Here is a 10,976-nt window from a genome sequence, read left to right as displayed (position 1 = left end):
CGGCGGGCAGCGGGCTGAAGAGCGCGTCGAGCAACGGGTCGCGCAGCCTGCTCCACTGCGCGAACATCTCCAGCCACGCCGCCCCGTCACCCGCGCCGTCGTTCCCGTCGAACGTCTCCAGGGCCGCCGCCGTGTCCTCGGGCTCGGCGTGCAGCACGGCGGCTCTGCCGTCGTCGAGCGCGTGAGCGAGGACCGACGGGGCGCGCGACCAGGCCAGGCCGTGGTCCTCCAGGTGCAGCCCGCGGATCACCGGTGAGCCGGCGGCGAGCGGGTAGAACGCGCTGAACAGGTCGGTGCGATATCCGGGGGCCGCCACCTCCGCGGTGCGCACTGCGCCGCCGGGAGCGTCCTGCTCCTCGAGCACCAGCACGTCCCAGCCCGCGTCGACCAGGGCGTTGGCGGCCACCAGCCCGTTCGGTCCGGCGCCGATGACCACCGCGTCGACAGTGCGCACCATGCCCCCTAGGTCGATAGTTCTGAGCGTGCCAGCGATCGATCCCGGTCGCCGGCGCGTTGGTCGGCGAGCTGGGCGACCGGGCCGGCGTCAGTCCTCGTGGGGTGGTACGGGGTGCGCGGCGAGTGCCGAGGCGACGGCGTGCAGGTTGTGCGCCATCAGCCGGCCCGTGCTGTGCGACCACTCGTGGCCGTGCTCGGTGTCGGGGTACTCGGGCCCGGGGCCGGGTCCTTGGTTCCAGTAGGTCCAGGCCTGGCCGGGCACGGTGTAGCCGATGTCGCCGAGCGCTCCGCTGATCTCGGAGATCACGTGGTGGGCGCCGTCCTCGTTGCCTGTCACCACGACGCCCGCGACCTTGTTGTAGGCGACCGGGGTGCCGTCGGCGGACGTCTCGGAGAGCATCGCGTCCATGCGTTCGAGCATGCGCTGGGCCACCGACGAGGGTCGGCCGAGCCAGGTCGGGGTGACGACGACGAGGATCTCGGCGTCGAGGAGGCGTTCATGGACGGCGGGCCAGTCGTCGCCGTCGCCGAGGTCTGTCTCGACGCCTGGCGGCACCGACAGGTCGGTGAGCCGGAGCCGGTCGACCGCCACGCCTCGTTCCTGCAGGGCGGATGCCACGACGTCGGCCAGGGCCTCGGTGTTGGACGGTGCGGGGGAGGGCTTCAGGGTGCAGCTCAGGAACAACGCCTTCATGAGTCTCCTGTCGGGTCGGCTTGTCGGGTCAGTGGGAACGAAGTGCCTTGATCAGCTCGCTCTTGCGCATCGTGGAGCGGCCTTCGATGCCGATCTCGGCGGCGCGCTTGCGCAGCTTCTCCACGGTCCAGTCGTCGTAGTCGCCGGACTTGCCGCCCTTGCGGCCCACGCTCTTGCGGGAGGTGTTCGCTGCGGCGTTCGCGATCCGCGCGGACTTCTCCTTGGAGCTGCCCTCGTCGCGGAGCTTCTCGTACAGCTCCTTGTCCTTGACGCTCGGTCCCGGGTCACGCTTCGGCATGGTCGCTCCTCCGGTCGGCACGATGACTTGCCTCCACCATGGATCAGCTACGGACGACCCGCACTCCGCGTCGCCGGACCCGGCTTCGCCCGCACGCACACGCCGAACGGCGTCGAGGGGGCGACGGGCGACGGGCAACCTGCTCCCACGGCCTTCAGCTGGGATCGTCGTCCCTCAGGATGAGGCGTCGACGTACTCTGATGTGCCCCGGTCCCGGTGTCCCTGGTGCCGTCGCTCGGTGGTCGACGGGGACGAGGCCGGGGGGGTCGAGCCTGATGACGTGTTCGAGCCGGTCGAGTGTCTCGGTGCGGTGCGAGACGATCAGGGCGGTGCCCTTGAAGTCGGCGATGACCCCGGAGATGACGCGTTCCGTCTCGGGATCGAGGCTGGCGGTGACCTCGTCGACCAGAAGGATTCTCGGACCGCGCGCCAGGGACCGGGCCAGGCAGCCCCGCTCACGATCAGTGCTTGGACGCCCGCGATGAGTGCGCCCTCTGCCGTGGGAACACTGGCTCGCCGGAAAGCACCTACCGTGCGGGTGGACGGGGCCTTGCAGGCCTGTACCCGCGGGCCGTGCGTACGATCACGCCGACGGAGGCAACCTTCGGCCTACGCTCACCGTAGTGGGTGGCATGAGGCGGGAGAGTGGGGCAGCCATGGGTGACTTCGGGGCGGGCGCTCCGTCGTCGGGCAGCGGCGGGGGGGCGCGAGGTGCTGGTCGAGGTGCCGCGTTCCCACGACGAGACGTTCACCGTGTTCGTGCGGGACTCCAGCACCTACCTGCACCGCACGGCGTATCTGTTGTGCGGGGACCGGCACCGGGCGGAGGAGCTGGTCCAGTCCACGTTCGAGCGCGTTTACCGCACCTGGGCGAAGGTCCGGCCGGGCACGGAGCGTGCGTACGCGCGCCGGATCTTGGTGAACCTGCGGATCGACGGCTGGCGGCACACGCGTCGCGAGTCGTTCCCCGGCGACGACAAGATCCCCGTCACCGCGACGGCGGATCACGCCGGGCACGTGGTGCTGCGCGACGAGCTGGTCCGCGGGCTGGCGCAGCTGCCGCTCAATCAGCGTCGGGTCGTGGTGCTGCGGCATCTGCTGGACCTGCCGGAGGCGGAGGTCGCCCGCGAGCTCGGGATCGCGGTCGGGACGGTCAAAGCGGCGAACTCGCGTGGGCTGGCCCGTCTGCGGGATCTTCTCGTCGCGCAGGCCGAAGTGGTCGAGCCGGTGGTCGTCGACGAGCAGGCCGTGCTCGAACGCAGCCGCACCGCGCTGCGGCGACGCCGGACAGGTCAGGTGGTCGGAGCGACGTGCGTGATGCTCCTGGTAGTGCTCGGGGTGCTGACCCGCGGGCCGGTGCCGGTGCCCGGGATCGGGCAGGTCGTTCTTCCCGGTGGAGACCTGATCGCCCGGCTGCTCGACGACGGCTTCACCGACGGGCTCGGACCCAACCCGGCCCTAGCCAGGAAGACACCGCTCGCCTGCCCCGAGGCCGTGCCCGGGCCGACAACTGCCCGTGTTCCACGAGCGAACGAGGACATCGGTCCGCTCAACGACCCTGTCGTGGTCGACGCCGCGGACGCCCGCGACCTGAGCTGCCACGACGTCGTGCTCTCGGGAACCGTAGGGCCACTCGACACAACCGCCGAGCACCCGCTGCCCGATCCGCGCGGCCTGTCCGCGAGGGGCACGATCTGGACCTTCGACCGCGCGGGACCTGGCGGCGACAATGCGGTCCTCCTGACGAGCCCTCAGGCGAGCGACGGCTCGGTGTCCGCGACCGGCATGACGATGTATCAGAACGCCAGAGCGACACCAACCGGCCTGACCATCACCGGGAACCGGGTGGTCTGGAGCGAGTACGCGGCAGAAGGGACATCGCCCCGCAACAGCTTCCTCCGCACGCTCCGCCTGTCCGGCCAGGGCCTCACCACGCTTGCGGAGCCCCTGGTCAGCACCGACGAACGCCTGTGGTTGATCGCCACGACCGAGGACCTCGCGCTGTGGACGGCCGGGGCCACGGCCGACGACACCCGCCTGTACGCCACGAGCCTCGACGGTGACAGCACGCCGATGGAGCTCGCGACCGACGTCACCGCGCTCGCGGCGGACGACAACGAGGCAGTCGCCGCCATCCTGACCCCTGGTGCCGGCGAAACCCGGATCACCACGATCCGGCTGTTCGACGCCCTTGCTGGCGGGAGCTCCGTCGGCACCGCACTCGTCGAGATCGAGCACGACGCCGAGGCCGAGGTTGCCGACATCGTCGTGTCGGACGACGTCGTGGCGTGGACGGTGCTGCCCATCGACGCCGAGTCGGGATCCGGCGCCCTCTACGTCCTGGACCGCGCCGGTAACGGTGACAGTGTGGTGCGGCTCCCGGAAGGTGTCGTGGAAGACCTTCGTGCCTCGGGCGGCCTGGTCTCGTGGACGAGCACCGACCCCACCGTCCAGGAGGCCGTGAACTCCTCCTACCTCTACCGCGCGACGACGACTGCCTCCGGGTACGACGGCCCGGACCTGGCCCGGTTCCCGGGCGGTTCGGTGACCGCGGGTATGGCCGGTGCCCGCACCGCCTGGCTCGAGGACGCGGGCGCGCGGCAGTGGCTCGTCGAGGCCACGGTCGTGCCGGCTCTGGAGCGTGGCTGATCCAGTATTGGTGGGCGTGCTGCCTGATGTTTTCGTGCGAGATTGCCGTGCGCGGAGCCCGGAAGTGCACGGGCACATGCCGACGGGCTCGCGCGTGGATAGATCCGGGCGCCTTCGGCCACGACGGTCTCAGTCTGGGGCATGCCCCCAAGCGCACACCTTGTGCACGAAGGCGCGGATCTGCTTGACCATGACGAGCTCGAGCATCCGGACACGGCGGCCGGTCGCGGCGGCCACCTTGCGCTATCGTTCCGTTTCGTTCAGCAACGGCCCTGGTCAGGGCCGAGCGCTCGATCGAAGGAGACCCCGTGCGTCTGACCCGTCCCGTCGCTGCCGTCATGGCTGCAATCTGCTCCGCTGTCATGTTCGCCGCACCGGCCAGCGCTGCGGAAGGAATCTCGTCCAGCTGCTCTGGGACGGTCGTCGCCCAGGCCGGCCTGTGGTTGCCCGGCGGGAACCAGGTAGGTCGCGTGGAGCTGTGGTACTCGTCCGCCAATGGCGGGACGAACTGCGTCATCACCCACAGCTACCTCGGCACCAAGACCGGTGGAATCGGGGCGTACCTCTGGTTGGACGACGGGCGGTCGAACAGCGACGCCTCGGCCTCGTACAACAGCTATGCGGGTGGCGTCTGGATCAACAACGCCTCCGGCGTCTGTGTGAAGTACAAGGGAGAGGTAGTCAGCGCCTCCGGCGCTGTCGCGTCCGGCGGGCGCCCGGGTTCCTGGGGCAACTGCGGCTGACCCGGGCGTCGACGCCCTCTGAGGCAGGCCCGCGCAGATCGCAGATCGATCGGACCGTTGGCCTCGAGCTTGCGCCGGAAGCAGCAGGTCCGTCTCCGAGGGCGCCGCGGCCCCGCCTCGGCCTGGGGGAGCAGAACCGATCGCGGGGAACGGTAGGGCATCGCCGGTCTCTTCCGGCGCGTCATCCAGACCGTCGACATCGGGCAGCGGATCTCCCCGGCGCCAGCCCAGCATCCGCAGCAGCGCCAGCTGGGACCGATCGACTGGGGTGCCATCCGGGGAGGCCGGCCGACCGTCTTGGGGCCCGAGTCGGGCAGGTCGGGTTCGGTCGGGGCGGCGCCGGGAGGTCGGGCTGCTCATGATGCAGATCCCGGAGGTGAGCGGACGGGCTGGGGGCTGGCCGGGCGGCGCCGTCGACGGTTGCGGGTGACCCCTGTACCGGGTTCGGGCCGCGTCGTCACCGAGCCGGTGCGCTGGGTCGACTCGTGGAACACGACCAGGTCACACTTGACCGGCTGACCGGGCGTGAAGCTCTCGCCCTCGCGCAGCCACTGCTGGGCACCTACCCGGGCACGTACGGGTACACCAGTGCGGGTGGTGGCGGGCCGCAGCCCGGTCAGGAATATGCCCTCCACGCTCTGCCGGATGGGGATCGATGGCTCCCTGCGCGGGTCACGGATGCCGAGTAGCGCCCCGTATCCCTTGCCAGGTGCGCACCGGCCACCACACGCACCGCAACCCCGCGGTCGACGACGGGCGGGTTCGCCGCCCGCATCTCCGACGCCTACACCGGCAAACGATGAAGCGACACAACGGTGCCTGAAAATTTGCTAGTCGCCCCACGGTCTTGCAGCGATGCCTGCCGGCGAAGTTGAGTTCCGGCCCTTGCGCGCGGGCGACGGCGACTTTGTACAAGCCCAGGTCAGCGGCTTCGTGCCGCGATAAATTCACCCTCTCAGTCGCTTGGATTCTCTGGCGAGTCACGGCAGGATGCACGTGCGTCACCACCCGACGACGGAGGTCATCATCGCCAGTCTGAAGCCGATCGCAGGCCTGCTCTTGGATGAACGCTAGCCAATGTTTGGCGAACAGGTAGGTGGCCACGGCGTGGCCACGCGAATCTCCTGCAAGAAGTCGCGCTCGAACGGTTGACACGCGCCACAGTTGTGCGGGCCGTCGAGGCGGTCGAGAGTCCGTCACTTGAATGGAATCAAGGAGGAAACTAAATGTTCGCATCATTATCGATCAGCCGCGTTCGAGGCGTAGCGGCAGTTGCAATCACGGCAGTGATGGCGCTGTCCGTTTCGCTGTTCGTCGCTCCCCCAGCTCGTGCTCTAGGCGGAGAGTACCTGAACGTGGCGACGGAGCGGTGCCTGGACGGAAGCATCACCTTTGGAGTGCGTCTCGTGCCCTGCGGCCCGTCCACATATCAGGATTGGTACGCGCTTCCCAGCGGGGCCTATCCCAATTATCGGGTGCATCACACCGTGACCGGGATGTGCCTGGACGGGAGTATTTCGAACGGCGTACGCCTCAACGACTGTAACGATAGCGACTATCAAAGGTGGGAGTGGCGGTTCGGGGATGCCGGGCAAGCATTGCTCAATGTAGCTACGAACAAATGTCTCGACGGCAGTATCAGCGAAGGTGTGCGTCTCAAGACGTGCAACAACACCGAGTACCAGCGGTGGCAGACGCCGTAGATAGCGGACGGCCATGCCTCCGGGGTGGGCACCCGCCTCTGCGCATGCGGTAATTGGTCGAGATTGTAGAGGCCTGTCCCGACCGCCGAACAGACGACTGACGTTGCCGACGGGCGGCTGCCGGGAACACCGGTGGCCGCCCGTTCGGTCTGTCGGACTTTGCGGCTTCGAGTTGGGCTCCGCCCGCAGCATCGAATGGTGGACAGAAGCCATGGCGCTTGAGTGGATACGTGATGAGCATGCGGCGCAACATACCCACTGTCACCCGAGCGCCCCGCATCGCGTAAGACCCCGCGAGCTCGCCGAGGCGGGAGTAGACGATGTCGGCGGACGCGAGCGTCCCGTCGACTACGGAGTGCCGCAGCCCGGCGACCGCAGTGGTCCGGTCTGCGGTATCGACGGAAGTCCCGAAAATGCGGACCTCCGGCGCGTTGCACACCCGCCTGGACCGTTCCGGTAGAGCCGCGCTACACCAGTTCGATCGTGTGTCCGCGATCTCGAATTGAGTCGAGACCACGGTGTTCGGCTCCGCGTGAGACGCTGACGGTTGCTCTCCGGGGCAGATTTGATAGGGGTGTCAGGTCGAGCTCGCTTGGAAATCCGCGAACATCGATCCTGGTGAGCCGGGAAAGACTGACCAAAGGTGAGATGGCAGTTACATGGGTTCCATCGAGGTCGAGAGACTCAAGCTGGGTCAGGCCGGCGAGTGGTGTGACATCGGATATCGGGCATCTCATCAACTGTAGACTTCTTCTAATGCGGAAGTCCCCGTATTCCGGGTCGAGGGACCAGTTAACGAGAGAATTCGAATTAACGAGGCGGGTGGTGCGCTGATTCGCGGGGCGAAAAAGCCAATACTCTTCCGACACCGGCCGTGCGGGTGCGGTGGGCGAGCTTGACCTTCAACGCCTGCTCCGCCGCCTTCGCCGTCGGACCGCTGGCCTCCACGAGCCGCAACGTGCCGTCCTGGTCCGCGGAACCGGGTCCTGGACCGCCACGAGGCCGGACTGGCCCGCGCGGTGTAGCTGTCACCGAACGTCCCCGCAGGAGTGCGAGACCCCACCAGACGTCACCGCCCCGCCAGGGGATGACCGCGTACCGCGGATCACCAGATGCTCGGTCCTGGTGGGGCATCGCCCTGTTCAACCCGACAGGACGCGATGCAACCCGTAGCAACCGAAGCACGGGGAAGGCCCACCTGCGCCGGAGCACTCAAAGTGGAGAGTAAATGGAGAGTGGTTCAAGTCTCAGAAACCCTTCAGGCCCGGGATTCCGTTGGAATCCCGGGCCTGATGCGGTCGGGCTGACAGGATTTGAACCTGCGACCCCTTGACCCCCAGTCAAGTGCGCTACCAAGCTGCGCCACAGCCCGCGGTGTTCTTGAGCATGCCCAAGGCTACCGGGTTTGGCCCCTTGGGGCCGACGGAAATACTACCCCACCTCGGGGGCTGTGCCCGACCAGAGCGAGCACGCCGTCGCCTGTTGCCCGTCGCCGGACGTCCGACGTGCGACCGGCGGGGTCCCACCTACTCGCTCGGCGTATACCGCTCCTCCGGCTCGAACGTGACACCGGCGTCCGAGTCCAGCTCCAGGTGGACGGCGCCTCGCAGGTCCGTGAGCACGATCATGCTGCTGCCGTTCCGGGGTACCCGGTGGGGCGAGGTCCGCATCCTGGCCGCGACCTCGTGCTGCCCGGCCGGCGAGTCGTAGGTGACGGTGACGTCGAGCTCGGGGTCGCCGTGCAGCCAGAAGCGCACGTCGCCGAGCACGAGGCGGCCTGCGTAGCGCTGCCCCTCGCGCCGGAGCCGGGCGATCGTCTCCTGACGGCGTCGGGCCAGGCGCAGGGCGCCCGGAAGCCGCACCATCACGACGACACCCCAGAGTGCTGCCAGCACCGCGACGACCGCTGACACCAGGACGGCCTCCGTGCCCGGCACCCCGTCGAGCACCTGACGCACCCGCTGGTCGGCGGCCAGTGCCAGATCCGCTCCGACTGCCGCGCCCACGGTGACACCGGCGAGCAGCGGTGCCCGGTAGAACATCGACGCTGCCCGTCGCTGCCCGAGGTTCTCCTGCGCCCGCTCGCTCAGGTCGACCGTGGCCAGGACGGCCAGGTAGCCGAGCACGAGCGCCCCGCCGATCAGCCAGCCCTGGCCGATGCCTGGCGTGCACTCGGCCGACGTCGCGCCGCACAGCACCGACGAGCCGGCCAGCGTCGCGGCAGCCCAGCCGACGAAGCACAGCAGTGCCGTCGTCCCCATGCGGGGCGTCACGCGTCCGGGGGACCGGCCCGGCGCCAGCCAGGTGATCCGGGACCGCTTGTCGCTCGTGGAGAACATCGGGCGGTGCTCCCACTCGTCTGTCGAGGCCGCGTCCCGTGGTGCCACAGCGTCCGTCATGGCTCTCCTCCCGCTCTGCACGTCGCGCGGCGACGGCCGAGCGGAGCTGTCCTGACCCTCGTCGGCCCGCGCACCCTGGGGCCTCATCTTTCCTCGTCAGCGCTGGGTTTGACCAGTACATTCGGCCCATGCCCGCCGCCGGCACCGACCGCCAGGACATCGAGGCCTCAGGCATGCCGGCGCTCGAGGCGGTTGCCGCCGTTGTGATCGCCCTCGGCGTCCCGGTCCTGGTGCTCAACTGGTTCACCGCGTACGGCTGCTGGTGGAGCTGCAGTAACCCCGTGCCCGCGAACCAGGTCACCTATACCGTCGTCGCCCTGATCGTCGTGCCGGCGGTCGTCTGGACCATGGTCAGCGCCTGGCGGCGGGAGGCGAGCTGGATCTACCTCTGGCACGGTCCGGCCGCCTTCGTCGCGCTCGCCGTCGTGATCCTGTGCGCGGTGCCGTCGTTCGAGGTGTCGAGTCCCGAGCAGCCCGAGCACACGCCGTGGACCGGCTGCGTCGAGTACTCGGGCGGAGGCAGCGACTGCCCGGGCGGCTGACCGCGCCCGAGCAGCCGGACACCGACGGCAGGATCAGGAACCGCCCACGGTCACCGCGTCGAGAAAGGCCGCCACCGCCCCGGCGAACTGCCCCGGGCTCTCGATGTGGCCCAGGTGACCAGTCCTGTCCAGCACCGCCAGCTGCGAACCGGGCACCGCCTCGTGGATCATCCGGGCCCACCGCACCCCGCAGATGAAGTCGTCGTCACCGACCAGCACCAGCGTGGGCGCGGTGATCGTGTGCAGTTCCTCCCGCACGTCGAAGGCAGGCCCCTCGCCCCACGCCGGGGCGGCGTACATGCGCAGCGCCTGGCGCCCGGCAGTGAACTCGGCCTCGTGGCCCCAGTAGTCGTGGAAGTAGGCCGGGGAGATCCTGCGCAGCACCTCCGTCGCGCCCTCGTCGTCGGACGGCGCGGTCTCGCCGGTCAGGCCGGCGACATAGCTCGCCACCTCGGGGTGGTCGGCGACGTGTCGTCGCGCGTACCTCTCCATGTTCTCGACCGCCGCCGACCAGAACACCTCACCGGTCACGGGTGAGGTGTCGTACAGGATCAGCGAGGCGACGCGGTCCGGGTGGTCGAGCGCGTAGCGCTGGGCCACGAATCCGCCGTGGGAGTGCCCGAGCACCATGACCTCCGGCAGGTCCAGGTGCTCGACGATCGCGTGCAGGAAGTGGGTGTACAGCCCCAGGTTGTAGCCGCGCGGGTCGGCGAGCCGGCCCGACGCCCCGGTGCCGACGGGCTCCACGTAGATCATCGTCATGCTCCGTTCCAGGTCGGGCATGCGCAGGTAGTCCCAGCCGATCCCGGGTCCGCCCGGGTGGACGAGGCACACCGGGCCGCTACCGGCGACGTGGTAACGCTGCTCGATCACGGAGGTGCCGTGCGGGACCGAGATGGTGTGGGTGCCGAGGGAGAGGGCGATGTTCGAGGTCACGCCCCCATGACCGGGTACCGCTCAGCCCTGTGACATCGACACCGCCGCCGTCGACCCCCGCACCACCAGCCGGGTCGCGAGCTCCTCGCGCGGTGCCTCCCGGGGCACGTCCCCACCCAGCCGCAGCAGCATGCGCAGCGCCGCGCCGCCCATCTCCGCGATGGGCTGGTGCACCGTGGTCAGCGCCGGGCTGAGCCAGCGCGCCTCGGGCAGGTCGTCGAAGCCGACGACGCTCACGTCGTCGGGAATCCGCAGGTCCAGCGCGGCGGCGGCGTCGTACACGCCGAGCGCGACGGTGTCCGAGCACGCGAAGAGCGCCGTCGGCGCCGGGGTGCCGCGCAGGAGGCCCAGCGCGCCCTCGGCCGCCTCTTCGCGCCGCCAGCCGGTGTGGGCCACGCGGTCGTCGGGCAGATCGAGGCCCGCCTGCGTGACGGCGGAGCGGAATCCGTCGATCCGTGCCTGGCTGTACAGGTGGTCGCGCTGCCCGCCCAGGACGGCGAGGCGCCGGTGGCCGAGCCCCAGCAGGTGCTCGGCGGCGGTACGTCCACCGGCCCAG

10 protein-coding genes and 1 tRNA gene are annotated in these 10,976 nt (G+C 69.5%); 4 read left to right on the top strand and 7 right to left on the bottom strand.

Annotated elements, in window-relative coordinates; genetic code table 11:
* From PROKR_RS09030 to PROKR_RS09020, 3 genes are all read right to left on the bottom strand, one after another.
* The coding region (locus tag PROKR_RS09030) for a phytoene desaturase family protein (RefSeq protein WP_036962278.1) at window positions 1-457 on the bottom strand (457 nt) is incomplete at its 3' end.
* A gap of 87 nt (window positions 458-544) precedes the next feature.
* On the bottom strand, window positions 545-1,150 hold the full coding sequence (locus PROKR_RS09025; protein ID WP_036962275.1) for a flavodoxin family protein: 606 nt from the start codon (window positions 1,148-1,150) through the stop codon (window positions 545-547).
* A 28-nt stretch (window positions 1,151-1,178) separates the two neighbouring features.
* Window positions 1,179-1,448, bottom strand: a complete 270-nt coding sequence (locus tag PROKR_RS09020; RefSeq protein ID WP_036962272.1) for a DUF7218 family protein — start codon at window positions 1,446-1,448, stop codon at window positions 1,179-1,181.
* 723 nt (window positions 1,449-2,171) lie between these two features.
* On the opposite strand from PROKR_RS09020, the gene PROKR_RS31475 reads away from it, so the two are divergent.
* The 3 genes from PROKR_RS31475 to PROKR_RS31470 all read left to right on the top strand — a co-directional run bounded on the left by PROKR_RS31475 (window position 2,172) and on the right by PROKR_RS31470 (window position 6,543).
* The gene (locus tag PROKR_RS31475; RefSeq protein ID WP_245605764.1) at window positions 2,172-4,097 is read left to right on the top strand and encodes a SigE family RNA polymerase sigma factor; all 1,926 of its coding nucleotides are present in this window, start codon (window positions 2,172-2,174) and stop codon (window positions 4,095-4,097) included.
* A gap of 308 nt (window positions 4,098-4,405) precedes the next feature.
* Window positions 4,406-4,840, top strand: coding sequence for a hypothetical protein (locus PROKR_RS32565; RefSeq protein ID WP_157601978.1), 435 nt, complete (start codon window positions 4,406-4,408; stop codon window positions 4,838-4,840).
* Between the two features lie 1,226 nt (window positions 4,841-6,066).
* Window positions 6,067-6,543 carry an RICIN domain-containing protein gene (locus tag PROKR_RS31470; RefSeq protein WP_084800335.1) on the top strand — a complete coding sequence of 159 codons (477 nt, stop codon included), beginning with the start codon at window positions 6,067-6,069 and terminating at the stop codon, window positions 6,541-6,543.
* A gap of 1,298 nt (window positions 6,544-7,841) precedes the next feature.
* Here PROKR_RS31470 and PROKR_RS09005 read toward each other — a convergent pair.
* Together PROKR_RS09005 and PROKR_RS09000 are read right to left on the bottom strand one after the other, a co-directional pair.
* Window positions 7,842-7,915, bottom strand: a tRNA-Pro gene (locus PROKR_RS09005).
* A gap of 154 nt (window positions 7,916-8,069) precedes the next feature.
* Window positions 8,070-8,942, bottom strand: a complete 873-nt coding sequence (locus tag PROKR_RS09000; protein WP_036962265.1) for a hypothetical protein — start codon at window positions 8,940-8,942, stop codon at window positions 8,070-8,072.
* A gap of 128 nt (window positions 8,943-9,070) precedes the next feature.
* Between PROKR_RS09000 and PROKR_RS08995 the strand changes: the two genes are divergently transcribed.
* The gene (locus PROKR_RS08995; protein WP_036962262.1) at window positions 9,071-9,484 is read left to right on the top strand and encodes a hypothetical protein; all 414 of its coding nucleotides are present in this window, start codon (window positions 9,071-9,073) and stop codon (window positions 9,482-9,484) included.
* 33 nt (window positions 9,485-9,517) lie between these two features.
* Here the strand turns inward: PROKR_RS08995 and PROKR_RS08990 are convergent, their stop codons facing one another.
* Together PROKR_RS08990 and PROKR_RS08985 are read right to left on the bottom strand one after the other, a co-directional pair.
* Window positions 9,518-10,420, bottom strand: coding sequence for an alpha/beta fold hydrolase (locus PROKR_RS08990; RefSeq protein ID WP_036962259.1), 903 nt, complete (start codon window positions 10,418-10,420; stop codon window positions 9,518-9,520).
* Between the two features lie 21 nt (window positions 10,421-10,441).
* The coding region (locus PROKR_RS08985) for a substrate-binding domain-containing protein (RefSeq protein WP_036962257.1) at window positions 10,442-10,976 on the bottom strand (535 nt) is incomplete at its 5' end.

Source organism: Promicromonospora kroppenstedtii DSM 19349 (assembly GCF_000515355.1).
Lineage (GTDB): Bacteria > Actinomycetota > Actinomycetes > Actinomycetales > Cellulomonadaceae > Promicromonospora > Promicromonospora kroppenstedtii.
This window is presented reverse-complemented; position numbering and strand designations above follow the sequence as displayed.

Coding starts and splice junctions, on each gene's coding strand:
- PROKR_RS09025 (WP_036962275.1), bottom strand. CDS start 1,150: ATGAAGGCGTTGTTCCTGAGCTGCACCCTGAAGCCCTCCCCCGCACCG.
- PROKR_RS09020 (WP_036962272.1), bottom strand. CDS start 1,448: ATGCCGAAGCGTGACCCGGGACCGAGCGTCAAGGACAAGGAGCTGTAC.
- PROKR_RS31470 (WP_084800335.1), top strand. CDS start 6,067: ATGTTCGCATCATTATCGATCAGCCGCGTTCGAGGCGTAGCGGCAGTT.
- PROKR_RS09000 (WP_036962265.1), bottom strand. CDS start 8,942: ATGACGGACGCTGTGGCACCACGGGACGCGGCCTCGACAGACGAGTGG.
- PROKR_RS08995 (WP_036962262.1), top strand. CDS start 9,071: ATGCCCGCCGCCGGCACCGACCGCCAGGACATCGAGGCCTCAGGCATG.